The 22,538-nt window shown below is 43.0% G+C and carries 23 protein-coding genes; 13 read left to right on the plus strand and 10 right to left on the minus strand.

All coding sequences use genetic code 11. The features are described from left to right. Window positions 1–240 precede the first annotated feature (240 nt). From NLP_RS17405 to grxD, 3 genes are all read left to right on the plus strand, one after another. On the plus strand, window positions 241–849 hold the full coding sequence (locus NLP_RS17405; RefSeq protein ID WP_104907492.1) for a hypothetical protein: 609 nt from the start codon (window positions 241–243) through the stop codon (window positions 847–849). 223 nt (window positions 850–1,072) lie between these two features. Next, window positions 1,073–1,330: a BolA family protein gene (locus tag NLP_RS17410; RefSeq protein WP_104907493.1), complete on the plus strand. Its 258-nt coding sequence runs from the start codon at window positions 1,073–1,075 to the stop codon at window positions 1,328–1,330. An 87-nt stretch (window positions 1,331–1,417) separates the two neighbouring features. Further along, window positions 1,418–1,741, plus strand: coding sequence for a Grx4 family monothiol glutaredoxin (grxD, locus tag NLP_RS17415; RefSeq protein ID WP_104907494.1), 324 nt, complete (start codon window positions 1,418–1,420; stop codon window positions 1,739–1,741). A gap of 349 nt (window positions 1,742–2,090) precedes the next feature. Here the strand turns inward: grxD and NLP_RS17420 are convergent, their stop codons facing one another. Then, window positions 2,091–2,339, minus strand: a complete 249-nt coding sequence (locus NLP_RS17420) for a DUF6761 family protein (protein WP_104907495.1) — start codon at window positions 2,337–2,339, stop codon at window positions 2,091–2,093. A gap of 590 nt (window positions 2,340–2,929) precedes the next feature. Between NLP_RS17420 and NLP_RS17425 the strand changes: the two genes are divergently transcribed. After that, window positions 2,930–3,703, plus strand: a complete 774-nt coding sequence (locus NLP_RS17425) for a response regulator transcription factor (protein ID WP_094349507.1) — start codon at window positions 2,930–2,932, stop codon at window positions 3,701–3,703. 65 nt (window positions 3,704–3,768) lie between these two features. On the opposite strand, the gene NLP_RS17430 is transcribed toward NLP_RS17425, so the two are convergent. The 4 genes from NLP_RS17430 to NLP_RS17445 all read right to left on the minus strand — a co-directional run bounded on the left by NLP_RS17430 (window position 3,769) and on the right by NLP_RS17445 (window position 6,216). After that, on the minus strand, window positions 3,769–4,698 hold the full coding sequence (locus NLP_RS17430) for an ABC transporter ATP-binding protein (RefSeq protein WP_234016970.1): 930 nt from the start codon (window positions 4,696–4,698) through the stop codon (window positions 3,769–3,771). Then, a complete protein-coding gene (locus NLP_RS17435) occupies window positions 4,602–5,168 on the minus strand; it encodes a hypothetical protein (RefSeq protein ID WP_104907497.1) in 567 nt (188 codons plus the stop codon). Before NLP_RS17435 ends, NLP_RS17430 begins: the two co-directional genes overlap by 97 nt. A 68-nt stretch (window positions 5,169–5,236) precedes the next feature. Next, the gene (locus NLP_RS17440; protein ID WP_104907498.1) at window positions 5,237–5,698 is read right to left on the minus strand and encodes a DUF4079 domain-containing protein; all 462 of its coding nucleotides are present in this window, start codon (window positions 5,696–5,698) and stop codon (window positions 5,237–5,239) included. 122 nt (window positions 5,699–5,820) lie between these two features. Continuing rightward, window positions 5,821–6,216: a DUF1830 domain-containing protein gene (locus NLP_RS17445; RefSeq protein WP_104907499.1), complete on the minus strand. Its 396-nt coding sequence runs from the start codon at window positions 6,214–6,216 to the stop codon at window positions 5,821–5,823. A 613-nt stretch (window positions 6,217–6,829) separates the two neighbouring features. Here NLP_RS17445 and NLP_RS17450 point away from each other — a divergent pair. The 4 genes from NLP_RS17450 (at window position 6,830) to NLP_RS35815 (ending at window position 10,765) form a co-directional block, all read left to right on the plus strand. Continuing rightward, entirely contained in the window at window positions 6,830–8,404 is a 1,575-nt protein-coding gene (locus NLP_RS17450; protein WP_104907500.1) for a photosystem II high light acclimation radical SAM protein, read from the plus strand. A 136-nt stretch (window positions 8,405–8,540) separates the two neighbouring features. Then, on the plus strand, window positions 8,541–9,938 hold the full coding sequence (locus NLP_RS17455) for a DICT sensory domain-containing protein (protein WP_104909911.1): 1,398 nt from the start codon (window positions 8,541–8,543) through the stop codon (window positions 9,936–9,938). Continuing rightward, window positions 9,935–10,573: a pentapeptide repeat-containing protein gene (locus NLP_RS17460; protein WP_104907501.1), complete on the plus strand. Its 639-nt coding sequence runs from the start codon at window positions 9,935–9,937 to the stop codon at window positions 10,571–10,573. Before NLP_RS17455 ends, NLP_RS17460 begins: the two co-directional genes overlap by 4 nt. Before the next feature lie 57 nt (window positions 10,574–10,630). Further along, entirely contained in the window at window positions 10,631–10,765 is a 135-nt protein-coding gene (locus NLP_RS35815) for a hypothetical protein (RefSeq protein ID WP_325034681.1), read from the plus strand. Between the two features lie 454 nt (window positions 10,766–11,219). Here NLP_RS35815 and NLP_RS17470 read toward each other — a convergent pair whose 3' ends face one another. The 3 genes from NLP_RS17470 to clpS form a co-directional block, all read right to left on the minus strand. Beyond that, window positions 11,220–11,735: a hypothetical protein gene (locus NLP_RS17470; protein ID WP_104907502.1), complete on the minus strand. Its 516-nt coding sequence runs from the start codon at window positions 11,733–11,735 to the stop codon at window positions 11,220–11,222. Further along, window positions 11,732–12,565: a CPBP family intramembrane glutamic endopeptidase gene (locus NLP_RS17475; RefSeq protein ID WP_104907503.1), complete on the minus strand. Its 834-nt coding sequence runs from the start codon at window positions 12,563–12,565 to the stop codon at window positions 11,732–11,734. The genes NLP_RS17470 and NLP_RS17475 overlap by 4 nt, the downstream gene beginning before the upstream one ends. Before the next feature lie 71 nt (window positions 12,566–12,636). Then, a complete protein-coding gene (clpS, locus tag NLP_RS17480; protein ID WP_104907504.1) occupies window positions 12,637–12,918 on the minus strand; it encodes an ATP-dependent Clp protease adapter ClpS in 282 nt (93 codons plus the stop codon). A 295-nt stretch (window positions 12,919–13,213) separates the two neighbouring features. Between clpS and NLP_RS17485 the strand changes: the two genes are divergently transcribed. Continuing rightward, window positions 13,214–13,579 carry a hypothetical protein gene (locus NLP_RS17485; protein WP_199784637.1) on the plus strand — a complete coding sequence of 122 codons (366 nt, stop codon included), beginning with the start codon at window positions 13,214–13,216 and terminating at the stop codon, window positions 13,577–13,579. Between the two features lie 259 nt (window positions 13,580–13,838). On the opposite strand, the gene NLP_RS17490 is transcribed toward NLP_RS17485, so the two are convergent. Further along, a complete protein-coding gene (locus tag NLP_RS17490) occupies window positions 13,839–14,039 on the minus strand; it encodes a hypothetical protein (protein ID WP_094349495.1) in 201 nt (66 codons plus the stop codon). A gap of 471 nt (window positions 14,040–14,510) precedes the next feature. Between NLP_RS17490 and NLP_RS17495 the strand changes: the two genes are divergently transcribed. From NLP_RS17495 to NLP_RS17510, 4 genes are all read left to right on the plus strand, one after another. Beyond that, window positions 14,511–14,840 (plus strand): STAS domain-containing protein, encoded by a 330-nt coding sequence (locus NLP_RS17495; protein ID WP_104907506.1) that lies wholly within the window; start codon window positions 14,511–14,513, stop codon window positions 14,838–14,840. A gap of 148 nt (window positions 14,841–14,988) precedes the next feature. Then, entirely contained in the window at window positions 14,989–17,673 is a 2,685-nt protein-coding gene (locus tag NLP_RS17500) for a TIGR03960 family B12-binding radical SAM protein (protein WP_104907507.1), read from the plus strand. Window positions 17,674–18,609: 936 nt separating this feature from the next. Next, window positions 18,610–20,751: an Rne/Rng family ribonuclease gene (locus NLP_RS17505; RefSeq protein WP_104907508.1), complete on the plus strand. Its 2,142-nt coding sequence runs from the start codon at window positions 18,610–18,612 to the stop codon at window positions 20,749–20,751. Between the two features lie 8 nt (window positions 20,752–20,759). After that, window positions 20,760–21,416, plus strand: coding sequence for a ribonuclease HII (locus tag NLP_RS17510; protein WP_104907509.1), 657 nt, complete (start codon window positions 20,760–20,762; stop codon window positions 21,414–21,416). A 133-nt stretch (window positions 21,417–21,549) separates the two neighbouring features. Here the strand turns inward: NLP_RS17510 and NLP_RS17515 are convergent, their stop codons facing one another. Then, window positions 21,550–22,137, minus strand: a complete 588-nt coding sequence (locus NLP_RS17515) for a DUF1997 domain-containing protein (RefSeq protein WP_104907510.1) — start codon at window positions 22,135–22,137, stop codon at window positions 21,550–21,552. Window positions 22,138–22,538: the final 401 nt, after the last annotated feature.

The following is a 22,538-nucleotide window of genomic DNA, read 5'->3' on the forward strand; positions in this document are numbered from 1 at the left end:
AATTATTGGGGAAGAAAGTCGGTAGTCAGACAAATGGTAAGGCACTCCACCGTAGGTATCGCTGATTACAGCGACATAAGTTAGTTGGTATACAGGGGTAATGGGAACTCTATTAAACTGATTTTTAGTCTAAATCAGAGATACTTAGGATGTAACTTTGCTTTGTCCAAGACCAAAACAGAGTTAAGATACCCGAAGTTTCCGTAACTCTTTTATATAGTTGTCGCACTAATTGATCCCATGAACACTGCTGTCGCTGTTACCTTGATGCACCGTACTGTTTTATCAGTTATAGCAGTCCTCAGCCTGCTATCACCTGTGAATGCTCAGGTATCACAGTCACCAGGCACTACCAGCCAACCACAACCCATTGACCCCAACGCTCCTAATAACCTCCGCCCCATAACCGAAAGTAACAGCCTTTTGAGCATTGCAGGTGGCGATCGCTTACTAAAAGATGCAGAACAAGCTGTTTCTGCTCAAAACTACCCTTTAGCTGCCAAAAAACTGCAAGAAGCACGTCAAGTTTATAATCAGCTATCTAATTTTTATCAAGAGTTAAATTCTAGCTTTTCGGGAATTGACAACAGAGTTTCTGATTCTCAACGTCAAAAAGCTCTATTAACAGCCCAAAAGCGAGATGAAGCTACTTTTCAGCTAGCATTGGTACATCGGGCACAAAATCAGCCAGAATTAGCTGTACCATTGTTGATTCAAATAATTAAGAGTCAAAACCCAACGCGGGATTTAGGCAAGAAAGCCTATAAACAGTTGTTTGAGTTGGGTTTTGTTGATTCTCCTTATCCCAGAGAAGGTGGTAATTCATCCTCCTCATCCCCAAAAAAATAAATTAAATTTTTGTTACCTCTTTGTTACCTACATTCTCCTAAGCAGTTGCTTGGGAACGCCCCAGTGCTAGGATAGAGCTATCTGCCCTAACCTTGACCCGGCGTTCTCAAGCAATACACCTCAGAAGCGCCTTTGTCTACAGCCTTGCCAAAACCTGAAGTTGGCACAGGCATTTGCTCTATATCTGTTAATAATAGAAAAGTAAGTTTTTTCAGGAATTGCGATGATTAGTCCGCAACAGGTTGAGGAAATGATCAAGGCGGAACTGCCAGACGCACAGATTCAGGTGCAAGACTTGACTGGTGGCGGCGACCACTATCAGGTGACAGTAGTTTCATCGCACTTTGCAGGTAAAGGATTAGTGCAACAGCACCAGTTAGTTTATGGTGCGTTGGGTCAAGCTATGTCAACTGAAGCGATTCATGCCTTGGCGGTGAAAACATACACTCCCGAAGCTTGGCAAGCAACAGCAACTTCGTAAATAAGAGTTAGAAGTTAGGAGTTATGAATCTAGACTCCTCACTCCTCACTCCTCACTGTTGAATCCAACATAGGAAACATAAATACCATGACACCAGAACTCAAAGACAAAATTGATAGCTTGCTACAAGAAAACAAGATTTTAGTTTTCATGAAGGGAAACAAGTTAATGCCCCAATGTGGTTTCTCCAACAACGTTGTGCAGATTCTCAATACCTTGGGAGTTCCCTTTGAGACGGTTGACGTTCTATCAGACGCTGAAATTCGTCAAGGTATTAAAGAATACTCTAGCTGGCCCACAATTCCCCAAGTGTATCTCAATGGTGAATTCCTTGGCGGTTCTGACATCTTAATTGAACTATACCAAAAAGGTGAATTGCAGCAAAAGGTAGAAGTAGCATTAGCTTCTTAATCTTTCTTTACGCAAACTAAAGGATACACTGCTGAATTTGCCCTTCGCAATCAAGGCAATCTGCCATTTTTAATATCCTTGAAAGGAGAGACACTATATTCTCTCCCCTTTCAAGGGTTTTTTAATCGGTTTCTGACAAAAATACTCTTTGTTGGACTTAGTTTCATACCTAGCCAACAATCCCCTCAGTCCTATATTGGCAAAACCAATATAGGACTGAGGGGATGCGTTTAATCAATACAATATCTCCAAAATTTCACACCACGACAACCCGTTGACTAATACAAATAATATGCTATAATCATCTGCGGTAATTAACGGTTACTATCAATGACCAGGTAAATGGTACTTAGTAGTAATCGGGTTGTGGCTGTGGTTGCGGGACTGCAAAGTTCGATCCATCGTACAAGTAGCGGCTGGCTTCCTCTTCTAGGCGATGAATCAGAAAAGGTTCAATGACGTTGCTATGTCGCAGTGCGGCTAGATATCCATCCAAATACATCCGCATATCATCCGTGCGATAACCGCGATTCCATAGCTCGACGAAGGCGTCGGTAAGTCTTTGGTAATAGCGGATGGTTTGTGTGTCTTGGAGCATAACTGCTGTATTAATCTCTTTGGAATGAGAATTGTAAATGATTCACGCTCAAAAGTGAAGTGTAATTTCACTTTGGCATCAACTCAAAGTCAACACATCTACTTTGGGTAGTACCCTCATAGCAGCTACAAGCTTCTTTAATTTTATTCCAGAAAACATCGATTCTAATTAGCTGCTAAGTTATTTTTTTTTGATTTTCACAATCAACAGCCCAATTGTATTGATGTTATATTCCTGGATGGGAACACTAAATTTTTGCGAAAAAACCCACTTTTACCATCAGCTTGAATCAGGTTAAAAAGCTGTTGTTGTTAGCTGGTTGGGTTATAGATATTTGCCACATTACACCCATCTAAAAACAAAATGTTAAGTTAAAAGAACTTTTCATAAGTCTAACAAAACTTTCGATAAATTTAATAAAAATTTAATAATATTTCTAATTGCCTATTGGCAAGGCATAAATTAAAGATATTGCCACTTATTTTATTAGGAAATGTAAAGTTAATCGCAATTGAAGTAACAAAGGCTACAAAACCTTAGAGATGGGCTTGTTACTTTGAAAGTCATCGACGCTAAGGGGTCTTGCCACCGTGGGTTCGGTTTGTATAGAAATCATTGAGGGGAATCCCCATCTGAGGTCGTTGTTGGGTTGGCACTTGCAACAACTGGAATACCGCGTGCATCAAGCTGCCAGTATTTATCAAGCAAGGGAAGTATTTTTAAGCCATCAACCAACACTGGTAGTTTTGGATGCAGACCTGCCTGATGGTGATGGCATTGAGTTTTGTCGTTGGTTGCATCGTCAGCAACAGCCTCTAATCTTAATGCTATCTGCCCGTAATAGTGAAGCTGATATAGTCGCAGGTTTAAAGGCGGGTGCAGATGATTACCTGAGCAAACCTTTTGGAATGCAAGAGTTTTTGGCACGGGTAGAGGCACTGATTCGCCGGAAGCGCACACCTACCGCACCAGCTTATTTGGATTATGGCACCTTGCAAATCGATTTAGTTCAGCGTCGTGTCCGCTTCCAAGGGGAGTTCATTGACTTAACCCCCCAGGAATTCAGTTTACTGTACGTTTTAGCACAAGCTGGGGGAGTACCTCTAAGTAGATCGGAATTGCTGCGTCGTGCTTGGCCTGACGCTATTGATAACCCTCGTACCATTGATACTCACGTTTTATCGCTGCGAAAAAAGGTTGAACTCGATCCTCGGCAACCCAATTTAATTCAAACTATCCGCAATGTTGGATACCGTTTTAACATGGAAATTTTGAATACCAATATTTCACAGTCACAGACAACAAAGTTAGCTAGAGAGAGATTTAATAATCAACGTTCAACACTTACTAGTAGTCAAGTTTGATGGGGTATTGGGCATCGGGGAGTAAGATAACGACTCCTGACTTCTGTCTCCTCATCAAGCCAAATTTAAAATCCAAAATCATCTTGAGCTTCTGCTTGAATTAAGCTTTTTCGTAATTCAACCCAGTTCATCTCTGAGACTTTTTGATTTGCGAATAAACGACCTTGTTGTAGGTGTAATAACCGAGTGCAAAACATCTGGGCTAGTTCCAGTTGGTGATTGACCATCAGAATTGTGGTTTGATGAGTTTGACTCAACTGGGTTAAGATTTGTATTAGATGAGAAGCCGTACCAGTATCGAGGGCAGAGGTTGGCTCATCTAATAATAATATTTTAGGCTGGATGACTAAGGCACGAGCGATCGCTACTAGTTGTCGTTGTCCTGCTGAAAGTTGCACCTCTGTTCGCTCTAACCATTCATTGGGAATGTGCAGTTGGTCTGTCCAATGATTGACTCGTTGCTGAATTGTCTGTTTGGGTAAACCACGCAAAAATAAAGGATAAGCCAAGGCTTCCCCAACTGTCATCCCCAACAGCTTTGACTCTTGCAATACAAGTACAAGCATCTGCCGTAGCTGGATAACGGGAATTTGGCGATATTCTTGATTTTCTAGATAGAGTTTACCACTCGTGGGTTCAATTAGGCGGTTGATGAGGTGTAATAACGAAGTTTTCCCAGCGCCTACTGGACCTACAATGGCAATGCGTTCGCTCTGGAATACCTCTAAGGAAATATCCTGCAATATCGGGTATCCCTGCTGATTGCCGGGAAGTTGGGTTTTCAGCTTTGTAAACAGATTAACTTGCTCTAGCCTGAGTGTGGCTTTTGCTGTATTCAAGGGGAGTGGGGAGATGGGGACTGGGGAACTTGGGAGAAGATCAATGCCCATACCCAATTTTAAGTTAATTGTGCAGTGGTTAAGGCTGTAGCGATCGCCCAGCCATCGACTAATAGTAGCAGCAGAGTAAATCCCAGTAAAATCAGGTACATCCACGGCTGTGCTAAAGGGCGAACATCTGTGGTATCAATGCCCGTCTTTACTTGGACAATTTGCACGAAACGGGCAAATCCAGCTACACGCATCGGTAGTAAATAAGCTTTCCCATCCTGGCTGAGGAAGTAATAAACTAGCCCTCCTTGCCCAGTGCTACGGGGTTTTAACTCTTTCACCTCTGACCAAGGTAAAGACCAGCCTTTACGAAAAAAGCGAGGCACCCAGGCGGGGTAAGTAACCTGAATTCCTTGGTCATCTACCGTTACTTGTTCAGTTAATACCGCGTACAAGGCAACTAAACCGATGCCAATCCCTATCCACAATAATTCTGGAGGTACGGGTGCAGCTGTTACCTGCGATAAGAAGGGTAATGGGACTGTGAGTGCTATGTATAGACTCAGCAACGTTATCCGAATCAAAGGAGACAGACGAAAAACAGAAGCTGAGATATTGGCTGAGTTTGCTGTCACGGCTCAATTACAATGCTTTTCTTCATTGTAGGGTAGGTCTATCTCCCTGGTAGTTGGCGTGTGGTAGTTCACGGTAAATACTTTTGCACTACAATCCAACCAGTAAGGGATACCCAGGCAAATCCTATAAACAAAATAATATTGACACCGATGTGTAAGGGTCTGGCCCAAGGTCGTCTGGTACTAATTTGGGTCGCACTAAAAGCAGACAGTAGAACTAATGCTACCACTATCAACCCAGCGATTAGGTGTGACGAGTGACCTAAAGAGCCAAAGTGCCCGAAAGTGCCAACAATGCCGATCGCTAGCAACAGTAGCACTAAACTTACCATGCTGATGCCCATTGTATAATGGAGCGATCGCACACCTTTATTTCCGCCCATAAATGGGGTAATAAAAGGGAATTGCTGCGAACTTCTCGCCCGAAACATCCAAACGCCAGTAACTGCTAACATCAGATATGCCAGCAGGGATAATCCCATTGACCAGGCGGCTATTTTCCACAACCAAAGAAATGAAGGCAGATTCATAAGATTGATTGTAGATGAGATAAGGGGGACAAGAAGAATAACCAATAGCCAATGCCCAATAAATAATAAACAAAAAGGGCTGCTGAATTAGCAACCCTTAAATTTAGATAAAATTGTTTTTTTTAATCAACCGAGGCTAAACCAAGGATTTGCAAGGGTTTTGTAGTATCTCCGATTTTTGTATTAATTTGCTGCACCATTAAATTGGTATTAATAGGGTCTTTTCCATCTGATGAGTCTGTATCAAACTCATAAGTACTGGGTTCTTCGAGCATCAGGCGATCGCACGGAATCTTATCGGATAAAATTGCACTTGCCATCATCCCTGTATGAATCTCCACTTGACCTTTTAGCGGAGCTTCAAAAACTAAACGTTGTCCAGGGAAAACAACCCTTTCAAAGTACCAGTTGGGAATATTGGAAATGCGAGCTACCTGTATTTTGCTCGTGGCATTAATATAGCAGCAGAGAATTTTTCCTGATTGCTCAGGTGGTAGAGGATCTAATATTTGAGCCATAACTGCTGAGGAGCTTTACGCCACAATTTTACATTACACTAGCCAAGCCTAGCACTCACCGATCCCCAGTTGCTGTAACTGCGAATACCAACTGAGTTGTTGTGGATTATTTCTGTCTAAAGATATATTTTTAGTTAAGAAAATTTTGTTTGTAATTATTCATACGTTTTTCGGAATTATACACTATGAAATGAAAATTTTTGATATTTTTTCCTGGTAAAAAAGTTTCGATTCTCTAAAAGCAGATTGTTAGGGAATTGACATAACAACGATCCCCTTGCTTTTAGCATAGCGAGAAAGTGAGTTTTGCTGTTTTTATCTATCCCAGGATTAATCGACAGGGATCATCGCTTAATGAATAAACTCAATGTTATGGTAAAGCTATATGAAAAAATGTCTTCATAAAGCTCTGTATAGATTCCATGTATGTTTGATGTACAGCAATTTTAGGGTTTTTCGCAGTTGCGAAGAGCCGATTCGTCAATACCAATAATCGGCTGAAATGTCAAGCACGATTGCGACCGACAAAACCAAATAAAACAAGCACACACTTTAAAACTAGATGTTTCTCTCGCTTTCTCCACAGATTGGCAAGATGGAAGTTAAAACATAGATGATGGAAAATCGAATTCTTTACGTTCGCCTTCCTTGTAACCCCATCTTTCCGATTGGGGTTGTCTACTTAAGCGATCATGTCCACAAGCAATTTCCTAATATTGAACAGCGCATCTTTGATTTGGGAACAGTGCCACCCTTAGATTACAGTTCTGCTCTGGCTCGCTGTATCGATGAATTTAAACCGACACTATTAGTATTTTCTTGGCGGGATATTCAAATTTATGCCCCAGTTGGCGGACGTGGTGGTAATCCACTGCAAAATGCCTTTGAATTTTACTACGCCAAAAATCTTCTATTGAAACTACGCGGCGGATTGGGCGGTTTGCGAATCTTCATCGCTTACTATGTAGAATTGTGGCAAAACCAGAGCTTAATCAAACGTGGTTTGAAACGCGCTCAAAAATATAATTCTGATGCCCGTGTAGTTGTAGGTGGTGGTGCAGTTAGCGTATTTTACGAACAGTTAGGTAAAAGCTTACCCCAAGGGGCAATTATTTCTGTAGGTGAAGGCGAAACCCTGCTGGAAAAACTTTTAAGTGGCAGAGATTTCCGAGATGAACGCTGTTACATTGCAGGAGAAATTCAACCACGGAAACGGCTAATTCACGAACAACCCACCCCAATAGAAAAAACGGCTTGTAATTACGACTATATCGAAAGCATCTGGCCGGAATTTAACTATTACCTGCAAGAGCAAGACTTTTATATAGGTGTACAAACTAAGCGTGGTTGCCCTCACAACTGTTGTTATTGTGTCTACACTGTTGTCGAAGGCAAACAAGTACGCATTAACCCAGCAGATGAAGTAGTTGCGGAGATGCGCCAATTATACGATCGCGGCATTCGCAACTTCTGGTTTACCGATGCCCAATTCATCCCCGCGAAAAAATTTATCGCCGATGCCATAGAACTCTTGCAAAAAATCGTCGATTCTGGTATGACAGATATCCACTGGGCAGCATATATCAGAGCCGACAATTTGACACCCCAGTTGTGCGACTTGATGGCGAAAACCGGGATGAACTATTTTGAAATAGGGATTACCAGTGGTTCTCAAGAACTCGTGCGGAAAATGCGGATGGGGTATAACCTGCGAAACGTCTTGCAAAACTGCCGTGATTTAAAAGCAGCTGGTTTCAACGACTTAGTTTCCGTCAACTACTCCTTTAACGTCATTGATGAACGTCCCGAAACCATCCGCCAAACCATCGCCTACCACCGGGAACTAGAACGGATTTTTGGTGCTGATAAAGTCGAACCAGCCATCTTCTTTATTGGACTACAACCCCATACCCATTTAGAAGAATATGCTTTCAAAGAGGGCATCCTCAAACCAGGGTATGATCCAATGAGTTTGATGCCGTGGACAGCCAAAAAACTTCTCTGGAATCCCGAACCCCTTGGTTCATTTTTCGGCGAAGTCTGCTTGCAAGCTTGGCAACAAAACCCCAACGACTTCGGACGCGAAGTTATGAAAATCTTAGAAGAAAAGCTGGGTTGTGCTGACTTAGAAGCAGCACTGACAGCACCATTAGAAACGAAAGAAAAACAGTTAGCAGGTGTATCCTAGTAAACACGAATTCTAATTTTCTTCCTCTGTGTCGCGCCAGTTGCTACCCTTCGGGAACGCTAAAAGCGAACAAGTCGGGAAACCCGCCCAACGCACTGGCTTCTCTGTGCCTCTGCGATTATTTTTACCAAATCCCATGTTAGAAGGTTCAATCCTACAACAGCTAGAAACAGCCCATCGCCACACCACCAGGCCAATTCGATTCGGTGTTTACTACAAAAATACCTTAGTTGCCCTGTGCCACGCTCTCGAAGACCATATCTTAACCGATGACGGTACACCCCTAGTCATCACAGCCTTCCAACAGGGTAAATGGTATCTACAAGAAGCTGAACGATATGCAGACATCGCCCAGCGCAGCCGCGAAATTGCCATCATGGCTGCCTCGGAATCCGGCTTTGCTGAACATCCTACCAGCCAGCTACCCAATGTAGATTTAGTAAGATTAGATCCAAGAGATCCAGTAGCGCAAGAGTGGCATTTAATTATTTTATCGCCAAAATACACAGCAATGGTAATTTGTCAAGAATTATCAGAGGCTGATTATGGCAGCGCTGGAGTACCGACATCAGACTTAGAGCGCAAATTCTATGGTTTGTGGACATTTGAGCCAGAGTTAGTGCAAGAGACAGCAGAAATAGCGATCGCTCACATCAAAAAATACAACCTAGAACTGGCGAAAAAACTCACAGCCGATAAAGAACAAATTGTGCCTTCAATGGACAGATCCCAAAATTTAGGTGCAGTTGTCTCCCGTGTAGTAGATTACCTCCAGACTGGGCAAGAGAATTTATCCATCCCCACAGCGCTTCAGAAACAAACGCTAGATCGAAACTTGGTTTCTAACGAAATCCAAGCCTTTTTGCGAATGGCGCAACTGATGGATATGGCAGATGTCAACAATTCAATGGCAGCTGCGGAAGTAGTAGTACTTGCTGAAGCGATCGCCCAGCTTTTGGATCTTCCTGCATGGCAGATTAAGAGATTGCGGTTAGCGGCTTTGTTGCATCGCATAGATCCATTACAAAAAGCAGAAAGCATACTCACTGGTGGTATATCCACACACTACCAAGAAGATGCCCCCAGTTCTCCCTTAACTTGCCCCTTAGTACCAGGGGTGCAAGTATTGCGAACCATGCCACGACTGCGAGCAGTTGCCCAAATTATCACTCATCAAACCGAGTGGTGGAATGGCACAGGGGAACCAGCAGGTTTAGCTGGAGATCAAATACCCCTAGAGTCGAGAATTTTGGCATTATTGGCAGACTTTCAGTGGCGACTCAATCAGCAAAAATCGTCAAATCAAAGCCGCGAACAGATATTTACTCAAGCTTTAGATGAGTGCAGACAGCAACAATCTACCCGCTTTGACCCTAAACTTGTAGATACCCTAGCTTTATTAGTAATGGGTTTACAACAGGGACTTGACTTACCCTTGATGACACCCAAATTCAGCGCCGGCATCTGGATACTTGATTCCCAATGGGATAGCCAAAGCAAGATAAGTGAGCAGATTGGTAGTTACTTTACATGAATATTGAAGCCATTAAATTAGGAAAACTCAAACAACTTCCAGGGGCAAATTTAGAAGACGAGGAACTCTCCCGACTGGATTTAAACCGGATTAATCTTGCTGGTGCTACCCTTGTCGGCACTAATTTTGCTGGTTCTAAACTCGAAGGTGGGCATTTGGAGGGAGCAAATTTGATGGGAGCCAACCTCCAGCAAACTGACTTGCGGGCGAACCTCATGGGAGCAAACCTGATGCAAGCAGATTTAACAGGTGCTGACTTGCGGGGTAGCAACTTGCGCGGCGCTAACTTGATGGGAGCAAGACTCAGTGATGTGTCATTGGCGGGTGCTTTCTTGAGTGGTGCCAATTTGATGAATGTGAACTTGCAAGGCGTTGATTTGCGCGGTGCTGACTTGCGCGGTGCAAACCTGACTGGGGCAAATCTCAAAGGTGCAGACTTGAGTCGTACTGATTTACAAGGGGCTTTGTTGAGTGAAGCAAACCTGGAAGAAGCCGACTTGCGGGGGGCGAATTTAGCTGGGGCGAATTTTTCCGGGGCGAATTTGCTTTGTGCAGAGTTAGAAGGTGTAAATTTGAGCGGCGTTAATTTGAATAAAGCGTGTTTGGTGGGAACAGTTGTGGAGGCGCTTACGTAAAGATTGCACCAAAAAACCACCTATGCCGATTATTTGTATTTTCGAGGACTACCCAGAATGACATCCGTCGCCGCACAAGTCTCAATCACCACAATTATTCCTATGTTGATCGCGATCGCAAATCGGCAATGGGAACAGTTTAAAGAATTGGAGGCAAATTTTGTATCCCAGTATGGAGTAGAGGTATGGTAAGAGGTTTTTAATTTTCGTCTCAAGCCAGCACTGGATAAAGATTCTGACAGATGGCTATTGATTCAGTGGTGTGGTGAAGGAATTATCTCAGTTAAAAATGTGGCGTAGGTGCGATCGCAAATAGTTCTAATATTCTTTGCGATCGCTGCTGTTTAATGGTACTAGATTGCGTCATCGTTTTTATTCCCATCCAAAGGTCACTACTTCGCCGTTTCGTTATATTGTTGCCAAGGGTAAAACAGTGCTAGGGTTTGAATATGCCAATACCCTGTGTCTTCATGATATAATCTCCAAACAAGTAAATTTAGAGCTTCTTGGGCATTTCTTATCAAGTTTACTCTTGTGTTGGTTCCACTAATGGTGAGCGTGTATGTAAGCCAGTGCTTATCCTATCAAAGAGGCGATCGCTCAGTCCTTCCTCGCGTTAATATACTTTCGTTGTCTTATTGGGGCATTATACTACACCGTTTATGTATTCTGGTCGAGAGGGTGGGGCAAACCTTTCAACGCTTTTACAAACAATACTTAGCGTTTTCAGTTGTTTATCTCCAGTAATGGGAACAGCAAAGACTGCTCCAACATAGGACTTAAGCTCAAAGCCCCACTTTCCATTACAATAGTCTTGAACGGCATAGCTATAAACAGCATCAATAGTTGTCTTAGAGAGAACGTCAGCATTTATCTCAGTATAGTAACCATAACAAATTTGTGTTCCGAAAATTGGTGGAAAGTAACCAGAATTAGTTCCTCGTTCATCAGGAGGTTTAAAAAAGGTTTTGTGTTTGGAGAAGTAGCTCTGTTGCTCCTGAATCTTATATACAAGATGCTTTTCTGCTTCTTTCTCAAGTCTTGATATCTTTTCATCCATTGCCTTATTTTCGTCTTTATTCTCACAGCCAGCCAAAAGGAAGCTTAGTGAAATAATTAGTACTAAAAAATAAGCTGATACGATTAATATTTTTATTTTCATATATGACGCGATCGCTCAGTTCGCCCCCGTATCCAAAACGCCAGTATACTCATTAACAACACCCCCATCACTCCTTGTAGGGGATTATTATTCACACCAGTTACCCAATCAGGAACCTGGCCAGAATATTTCACTAATTTACCCACATTAATAATGTAGTAACCCCAAACTAAACCACCATGCAAACCAATTGGAAAACCCAAGCGTCCCCTCCGCCAACGCTTTCCCCATACTTGCGTTAACCCCAGCAGTACTAAAGCTGGAAATTGCGGCAGTGTATGAATAATTGCCTCCAAGGGTTTAATAAAGTGCAATGTAGCAAAGGCAGTTGCATCTGTCCACAGTGCCACACGCAGACTGTAATCTCGTTGTAACTCATCTAGTAACCAGCCTCGGAATAACAATTCCTCAGCAAATCCAACACCTAAGCCAACAAGTAAACCCTCTAAAACAACTTTCAGCAAAAAAACTTTCGGTTGTTGCCACACCAACCAACCCAACAAACTTTCTACCCCAAAAAGTATCAGAATATTAATTAGCCCCAGAGCCAAGCCACGCAGTAAATCCACACCGTTTTGCCGCGTGAATTCTAAGCCATAATGCCGCAGAATTTGGGGCTGCTGGTAGACATATTTACCCCATAGTCTCAGGATAAAAATAAATACTGCATATAACAATACTAATGTCAATATACTTTCTAAGTTTGAATCATGTACTAGTAAGTATATTGGTATAGCCAATGGCAACCATAGCAACAATAAAGTCAAAATAAAAGCACCCAGCCTAATAGGGGCAGGGCGTTCAGCTAAACGGACAAGGTTTTCTTTCATACTAAATAAGTCACTAATCAGCAGCCAATACTCTAAATTTCGACTACTGACCAATGACCAATGACCAATGACTATTCATCAGGTTCAATCGTGCTACTTAAACCGTGACTTATCAATGTTTCGCAATAAAACTCAGCGTGTTCCAGGGCGCAAGTAATGACTAAAGCTAGCCCATTAGTATGGGCTTCCATCATGATGCTCACAGCTTGGGGTTGGGTAAGGCTAGGTACAGTGGCTATTAGTGACTGTACAACATGCTCCATAGAGTTGTAGTCGTCGTTATGGAGCAAAACGCGATACCGAGGCGCGAGCTTGCGGGTTGTGGAAGGCTTTTCAATGGTTTCAACTGACACGGCTCTTTGCTCTTTTCTCGTTACTTCACTACAACAAAATCTCTGTCTAGCGATCGCTCAACAGTTATTTACCTATTCTATAGTATTTTTGCTCAGATACTATGCTAGGAAAACCCTTGGCTGCCAGGGATTGGTTGTATTAGTTTTGCGTAGCCACTTGATAAGGTACACGTCTTAGACATGGCTGCCGTAAGAGTGCTACCCTAATCTTACAGAAGCTTTCCTTAAACGTAGCGCATTTTCCCTTTTAAGATTAAGGAAGTTGCAAGCAAAATAATCCTTGCCCCTCCCCAAGATGGACATGAGCCTAGATTTTCTTCAACCGGGACAAATTGTGTCTCTAGAGTATGGCGAGAGGAACCTGTATGCAGAAGTCATTCAATTTGTAGTTTCCCGCCAGTTGTGCTGGGTGCGTCCTTTATTAATGGTTACTTTCATAGAAGAATCACCCCTAATTACTGATTTGCGAGATGCATCTGACTTACTTTGGCCTGCCAATTTATTTCGCCCAGCATTAGACACAGAAGTAATTACCTTCTTGAGCCAACTTTTAGCAAAAGAGCCAAAAACTGAACCGGATTCAGCCGCCAAGCAGCAACTCAATCAGTTTATTCACCAACTTTGGCAAGCATATCAAGAGGGGTTGGGGATTGGGGATTAGTGATTGGGCATCGGGCACTTGTACTGAGCGAAGCCGTTGGCGCAGCCTCTGGTAGATAAGTATTGGGCATTGGGCATGGAGAATAGACAACGTAGAGACTTCTTCAATAATTCTTCCTTGTCCCCTTGCTAAATTTAATTACGAATTATGTTAGGGAGTCCTTGTACCCTTAAAGAGAAGCAAGCTATACACAACTTTCTCGTAGAGAGTGTCATTACGTTAGTGCAGCGTCTCGTAGAGAGCGTCATTATGAATTATTTTAAAATCCCAGGCTAGGAACCAACTGGATTCGTCCAGCATCCATCTCTGCCATTAATAATTCTAGGGCTTCGTAATCAACATCAGAAATGTAACCCAGTTCCGTCAGTTCTGAGTTTATTTCATTCTCTATCTCAGGAGTTAGTTTTTTAATGTCAAGAGCTTTTTCTACCAATTTACGAATAGCGTACTGAGTTCTCATAAGTAATAACCCAACTGTAATATGACACTAATCATCCCAGATCAGCCTCAGTATAAAGAGCGATCCAAATACTAACTTATTAGTGATATATATCACAATTTAATTAGTTAACTAGATAATTCACTATGACTTTGCTGTATACCATCAGCAACGCTAAAGTGGGAGATTTAACCTACCGTTAAGACTTGGCTAAATTAGCTTTAGTTATAGACTAAGCAAGGTTTATCAGCATAGTTACTGATAATTTGTCTGCTCTATGGCCGTCTATAGTTGATTGTTTTTGAACTGACATAAAAAAAAAGTATATATAAACACATTTTAGCCTGGAATTATAACAATCTTTAAACAGACATACTAAAGCAATAAAGATTCAGCAAAGAGAGCTAAGACGTATGGTCGATGCAACAAAATAGAGTTTATGTTCAAATAATCCTTAGCTTGACGCTTCAAAATTCTTAATAGGATGTGACTATGCAGGCAGTGCTTAACTATCCCAAGATTGCAGTTATTCGCCCCCAAGGGTGTTTAAATGCTGCAAACGCCTTGGAATTTGAACGAGATATGACTACAGCGTTGGCGCAAAATGGTATTTCCATCTTGGTAGTAGACCTCGCAGCAGTAGAATCGTTAGACAGCGCGGGGTTGATGGCATTGTTATCTACACACAAGCTGGCTCTTACTTTAGGAAGAAGTTGCCGACTTTGTGCTGTTGCTCCACAAATTAGAATTATTTTTGAACTAACGCAACTCGATAGGGTATTTGAAATATTAGACGCTGAAGCTGAGTTGGTCCAACCATAACTTTATGTAAAAGCACAAAGGTTCGGGCAATAAGTAGAGTTTTTGTAAAGGAGTTGTAAGTTGCAACGATAAATTCTGTTATAAGACCTAATTCAATGCTAAGGTTGGGGTTGGGTAGCTGTAATTAAGGTAGCTAGAAGATAGCACAGTGGTTGTTGCAGTTGAAAGATTAATAACGTCGGATATTTTAAAACCAGCCCGTTACCTGGGTAACGAGCTGTTAGCAGTACACAAACCTTGGGATACGACAGCAATACATTGGGTTTTAACCTACCCAGAAGTATATGAAGTCGGTGCATCTAATTTAGGGCACATTATCCTTTATAACATCTTAAATGCCCAACCGCGTCAATTGTGCGATCGCGCCTACCTCCCAGGAAAAGACCTGGCAGCCAAACTACGCGAAACTAATACGCCATTGTTTGCGGTAGAGTCAAAGCGATCGCTGACAGAATTCGACATTTTAGGCTTTAGCCTCAGTTACGAACTGGGTGCAACTAACATCCTCGAAATGTTGGATTTGGCTGGAATTCCATTGACGTGGCGAGAAAGGCAGGGAGGTAGAGGGGCAGATGAGCAGGGGGGCAGGGGGGAACTTACCGATACCCAGTCATGCTTTCCGTTAATTTTTGCTGGTGGGCAAACAGCGACATCGAATCCTGAGCCTTATGCTGACTTCTTCGACTTTTTCGCCCTTGGAGATGGAGAAGAACTACTGCCAGAAATTGGTTTGGTGTTGGAAGAAGGCAAACAAGCAGGATTGAGTCGGGAACATTTGTTACTTGATTTGGCACAGATACCTGGCGTATATGTCCCTCAGTTTTACGATATGGCAGAGGATGGCTCAGTTCATCCTCGTCGCCCGGATGTGCCAAAACGAATTCTGCGACGGGTTGCAACTCCCATACCAGCATATTCCATTGGGCTAGTTCCTTATGTAGAAACGGTGCATGACCGCTTGACCATTGAGATTCGGCGTGGTTGCACTCGTGGCTGTCGCTTCTGTCAACCAGGAATGCTGACTCGACCAGCACGGGATGTAGAACCAGATCGGGTTGTAAAAGCAATAGAACAGGGGATGCGGGCAACTGGTTACAATGAGTTTTCTCTACTATCTCTGAGTTGTTCTGATTATTTGTCCCTACCAGCAGTGGGGATGGAAATCAAAAATCGCTTAAAAAATGAAAATATTTCTCTAACTCTACCAAGCCAACGGGTAGACAGATTTGATGAGAATATTGCCAATATCCTGGGAGGTACGCGGCAAGGTGGACTGACTTTTGCTCCAGAAGCTGGGACTCAGCGGATGCGAGACATTGTGAATAAGGGGTTGACGAATGAAGAATTGTTGCGGGGGGTGAAAACGGCTTGGGAGCAAGGCTGGGATAAAATAAAGTTGTATTTTATGATTGGCTTGCCGGGTGAGACGGATATTGACGTTTTAGGCATTGCCGAAACAGTAAGCTGGCTACAGCGAGAATGTCGGGGCAAAGGCAGAAAACCCCTAAACTTTAACCTGACAATTTCTAACTTTACGCCCAAGCCCCATACACCATTCCAGTGGCACTCAGTTTCTACTGCTGAATTTAAGCGAAAGCAAAACCTCTTGCGGCAAGAATTCCGCCAAATCAAGGGAGTGAAGGTAAATTTTACCGATGTCCGCATTTCGGCAATGGAAGATTTTGTGGGACGAGGCGATCGCAATTTGAGCAAAGTAGTCCGCCGTGCTTGGGAATTGGGTGCAGGTATGGATTCCTGGTATGAAAATTTAGATCGGGCTTTTAGTGCTTGGGGGTCTGCGATCGCCCAAGCAGGTTTAGATTGGAAATACCGCCAAGTAGAAAATGGCGAAGGGAATTTGTTTCACGCAGAGGAGCACAGGAGCAGAGGAGCAGAGGAGAATACCCCACTCAGCACTCCCCATTCCCTCGATATTCCCCTACCTTGGGATCATATTGATACCGGAATTGACAAAAAGTGGCTCCAAGAAGACTTGCAACGCGCTCTAGAAGCTGCAATTGTACCCGACTGCTCTTTTGAAGGTTGTTCTCATTGTGGCGTCTGTGGCATCGACTTTGGGCATAATATCGTGATTGAATCACCTGCCATCCCAAAATTTGCTGGCGAATTTGTCCCCAACACAACTAAGGCGCAAAGACTGCGAGTTTGGTTTGGTAAGCAGGGTAATATGGCTTTGATGAGCCATCTGGATTTAATCCGTCTATTTGACCGAGTTGTGCGGCGAGCAGGCTTACCAATTGCTTTTACTGGTGGGTTTCACCCAATGCCACGGATTTCTCTAGCAACTGCTTTGGCTTTAGGGGCTACTAGCAGCGGTGAAATTGCAGATTTTGAGTTAACTGTACCAGTGGAAGTTAATACTTTCCGAGAAAAGTTGACTGGTGAAATGCCCACAGATATACCTATATATAATGTGGAGCAGATAGATTTAAAATCTAGTGCCGCTACCCAACTGCTAGAGACCGCAGAGTATTTGATTACTGTAGCAGCACTTGCAGAAACAACACCCATACAATGGCAAAACTGGATTGATACAATCAAAGCAAAAGAGGAACTTTGGTACGAGCAAATAACTAAGTCAGGCAAGAGCCAGTTAATAAATCTGCGCGATCGCTTATTTGAACTGGAATTAGTAGAAACCCATAATCACAAAACTGAATCTATGTCATCTGTAATCCGTTATCTAGGTAGCTATCGCCAGGACGGTTTGCTGTTGCGTCCCGAACAAATCCTGTTTATGCTAGAGACAGTGGCTAATGTAGAATTTCAACTCCTGCACATCCACCGCAATCGGCTAATTTTAGGGGTATAATCCTTGTAGGGCAACTTGCTAGTAGTTGTCCTAAGATGGCAGATCGCAGGAATTGATTTTTAGCAAGGTTGCGTTAGAATAGGGTGAAGAGAAATTTTCTGGCGCTGCATTGAATTAGCTGGTTCACTACCCTGGTATTCAGGGGGCGAAAGCAAAGATATTAGAGTGCAACTTCTAGGATTTTATTCTAGACAAATCAAAAAGCAGATTAAAGAATGCACACTTTCTCTATAGCTACCTTGTGAATCAGTAACTAACAGCAGGCTCGGTTAGCTTCTCTAAATCCATGCTTTTAAACAACTGCTGAATGTCTAATCCAGGTAGTGCCCAAGAGCTAGTGCATTACTTTTTTAGAGTTAAAGCAACCGCTGTCGGTTATGCCGACTTGTAGACGTTTACGAGACGCGCAAAGCGCTGCTTGTCTTAGGCTAGAGCGGCTCAAGGCAGGTTAGCAACTGGCGCAGCTGAGTATAACCCTAAGATAAATCCGGGGAATGGAAAATAGAAATAGTTTCTTTTTCTTAACGAATTCAGTAGGTTACTCTCAAATAAAGCATCCTGAGTTAAAATGCTCACTCAGGATTTAGAACTTTCAACTCAGAACTCCCTTGATTGAGGGTATTGGATCACAAATCAACCACGGACGGTTGATTTAATTGCTTAAACGATATGCAGCAGTTATGAAATAATCAGCCGTAAAAACGCTCTAAAGAGCGCCAATAGCTATTTAACTTAGAAGCTCAGATTTGCGATTTTTATTATCAGTAGCGCCTTTTGAGGGTTGCGAGGGCAGCGAAAGTATAATATCAAACCGAGAAACACTGGTAATTCAAACTGACGCGGAGACGCAGATAGTTTTGAATTATTAAGTAATTAACCGGACTTGATACAACAAACCTCAAACCTGTAAGTGCTGCCAATTTTTGAGGAAATTGAATGCCAAAACAAATTATCATCGCGGAGCAGCACCAAATTGCTGCGGTTTTTTCTGAAGATCAAATACAGGAACTTGTTGTTGCTACAGGTCATCATCAAATAGGTGATATCTACTTAGGAGTAGTAGAAAACGTATTACCTGGGATAGATGCGGCTTTTGTCAATATTGGCGACCCAGAGCGCAACGGTTTTATTCACGTCACCGACTTGGGGCCATTGAAGCTCAAGCGTACTGCAGCGGCAATTACAGAACTACTAGCACCACAACAGAAAGTTTTGGTGCAAGTAATGAAAGAGCCAACGGGCACAAAAGGGCCTAGACTCACGGGTAATATTACTTTACCCGGACGCTACGTAGTACTGATGCCCTATGGTCGGGGCGTAAATTTATCCCGACGGATTAAAAGTGAAAGTGAGCGCAACCGTTTACGAGCACTGGCGATTTTGGTCAAACCGGCGGGAATGGGTTTGCTTGTGCGTACAGAAGCAGAAGGCAAACCTGAAGAAGCGATTATGGAAGATTTGGAGTTGCTGCAAAAGCAATGGGAGGCTATCCAGCAGGAAGCCCATTCCACCCGTGCTCCAGCACTGCTCAACCGAGATGATGACTTTATCCAGCGCGTATTGCGGGATATGTACGGCGCGGATGTCAATCGGATTGTCGTAGATTCTAGTACTGGTTTGAAGCGCGTCAAACAGTACTTGCAGAATTGGAGTGGCGGTCAAACACCGCAGGGATTGTTGATTGACCATCATCGCGATCGCTCCCCAATTTTAGAGTACTTCCGCATCACTGCTGCCATTCGAGAAGCCCTAAAACCAAGGGTAGACCTACCTTCTGGCGGTTACATTATCATCGAACCGACGGAGGCATTAACTGTAATCGATGTTAACTCTGGTTCCTTCACGCGATCGGCAACTGCTAGAGAAACAGTTTTGTGGACAAACTGCGAAGCCGCAACAGAAATTGCTCGCCAGTTGCGTCTGCGAAATATCGCCGGGGTGATCGTCGTTGATTTTATCGATATGGAATCGCGACGCGACCAACTGCAAGTTCTCGAACACTTTAATAAAGCACTCAAAGCAGACAAAGCTCGTCCTCAGATTGCCCAACTTACCGAACTGGGTTTAGTAGAACTGACCCGCAAACGTCAGGGCCAAAATATCTACGAATTGTTTGGGGAAACTTGCCCCACCTGTGGCGGTTTAGGACATACTGTGCGTCTGCCTGGAGAAATCGAAAACCGATTACCGATACCGGCTGAGACACCAGAGCGCGAGCGTTTTGTATCCTTGCCTCACCGAGAACCACGTCAGCCATCTGCCCGCATCCCAGAACCACGAGAAACCTATGATGGATTTGGGGAAGCATTTGACGGCGACTCGGAATTGAGCAACCTCAATCTGATCAATCATCCTAGTTATCAAGAACTTAATGATAAGCGTCGTACCCGGACTCGCCGTAGTCGAATTGGTGTTAATGGGTTAAACGGGAAAGATGAATCTCGGATTGTTCCCAACCCCCTGGCTTTTGTTAACGAGCCAGATTTAGACCTGGATATAGAACCAGAACTAGGAGTTGCGCCAGAAATTCCCTCACCCACCCTTGGTAAACCAGGTTGGAGTGAAAGAGTAGAGCGCACTAAAATTATCAAGGCAGAACCAGTTAAACCAGTGGTAGAACCACCGGAGATTAGAACTGTAGAAATGAGCCTCCAAGAACAGGATATATTTGCTTTGATGGGAATATCTCCTTTGGTGAAGTTAGAGCAAGAGGTTAAAAATACCAAGTCTGTGATTATTAATGTGATTCAGCCCGGTCAACAGCCAACGACCCCAATTGAATCAACCTCAGAATCAACTATTGTCCAAAAAGCAACACCTGAAATAATCACTATTGCCCAAAAGGCAACACCGGAAATAACTGCAAGCAAAATACCGACACCAAAAGTTATTGAGCCAGAACAAAAATCTTTGATTGAAGAGACAACTGAACCATCGGAGTTGACTGTGAATCCTTCGGGACGCTTGTCTGCGAAAGCCGCAGCCGCGAACGAGATCGCAGATGAAAGTGAAGCTAATAGTAGCGCCACAGCCAGCCGTCGCCGCCGTCGTCGTTCCTCAGCGATCGAGGATAATTAATTTACTTTATGGTAGAAACATCGCCAACACCTTTGGAACAATCCACTTGGTTGGAGTTTTCTACCTTGTCAGGGATTCCAGGGTTGGTTGCAGGTGTGGATGAAGTAGGGCGAGGCGCTCTGTTTGGCCCTGTGGTGGCGGCAGCAGTGATCCTACCAGATCGCGCTTTGCCAATACTGATAGCAGCTAAAATCAAAGACAGTAAAAAGTTGTCTAGTTCTCGGAGAACTCAGCTAGCGCAGCAAATTTGTGAGCTAGCTATAGACTGGAAAATAGGGTTTGCTTCTACTGCCGAAATTGACAAGATAAATATTTTGCAAGCAACGCTGTTAGCAATGAGGCGGGCTGTGCTGAAGTTAAAGGTACAGCCGGCACTTTGCTTGATTGACGGCAATCAGTCCATCAAAGATTTGCTATTGCCGCAACAAACAATAGTTAAAGGGGACGAGCGATCGCTCGCTATTGCCTCTGCTAGTATTGTCGCTAAGGTTTGGCGTGACGATCTGATAATGCGTCTAGCACTAAAATACCCTATGTACAATCTGGAGTGTAACAAGGGTTATGGTAGCCAGCGGCATTTGCTGGCTTTGCAACAATACGGTTCCTCGCCCTTACACCGTCAGTCTTTTCGTCCTTGCCAAATCAAAGGTCTGAGTGTTGAGTGATTGAAGAAGAATACAGAATTCAGAATGAATTAGTCGAGGAAACCCTGGGGGATCTTGCTACAGACCTTCCACTAATTACAGAATTCAATTCTGAATTCTGGCTGCTGACTCCTGAATTCTGTTTGTTTAAAAATTACTCAGCATTCAGGATTGGGAATTCAGTACTATCACTGTCAAGTCCTCTATCTTTGGTTTGTGATATTACCCAGTAACTATAATCTGTCAAAAGTTGATTTAATAAACGTTGCTTGACCGACAACAGCACGCTTTTGAGCAAACCATTACCAGTAGCTTCTAAAATCGGCTTAGGAGTGAAGGAAAATGGCGGTGGGAAATCCACCAGCACTTCTAAATCAGCTTTTCCTTGGAGGCGAGTGCCAGTGCTAAACTCTTTGGGAGACAAATACCCTTTTAAATTGAGAGCAAAGCGCTGGTTAATATACTCGAAACCTAAAATTTCACAGTTGAGCGATCGCAAATAAATTATTCCATTTGATTCTGCCCAGACTCTCATGTCTACAGTAGGTTGAATACTCAATGACATAAAAGTCAGCGGACGCATTTTCAAGCGAAATACTTCCTCAGAAAGCTGCTGAATCCGGCTATTGTCAACCAAAGCCTTAACTAGACGTTGAGGCTGACGCAAGTAGTGCTGAATGGGAATAGGCTGCTCTGGAACAGCGATTTCAACCGATTGAGAGGCAGTAAACCGGGTAGCCATGAGCTAATAAAAATATCTGTTTCTTAATTTTAATATTTTTTAACAACTTAGTTCTGATTATTATAAAAGTACAAAATTTATTGACTATAAAAACGATTGTTGCTTATCAGCTATACATCATTAGCAAAAAGTTGGTAGGCTCATTCTATCTTTAGTTCAAGAAATATAGATTAAAATTTAAGTCTTGACACAAAATCCAGAATATGATTATTGATTTTGGTATAAACCAATATCATTGCTCTTAAATCTTCAGAGGGATTTAGCAGAAAAAACTGCTAGCAAATCTATCTGCTAGAAGACTGATTTCCATAACTTGTTTTTTTAGATACATATTTCCTTCTATCCCTTTAGTGCGTAAATTTTAGAGATAACAGTGTTTAGTAAGAGTAGATGTTGGATAT

The sequence above is a fragment of the Nostoc sp. 'Lobaria pulmonaria (5183) cyanobiont' genome (assembly GCF_002949795.1).
GTDB lineage: Bacteria > Cyanobacteriota > Cyanobacteriia > Cyanobacteriales > Nostocaceae > Nostoc.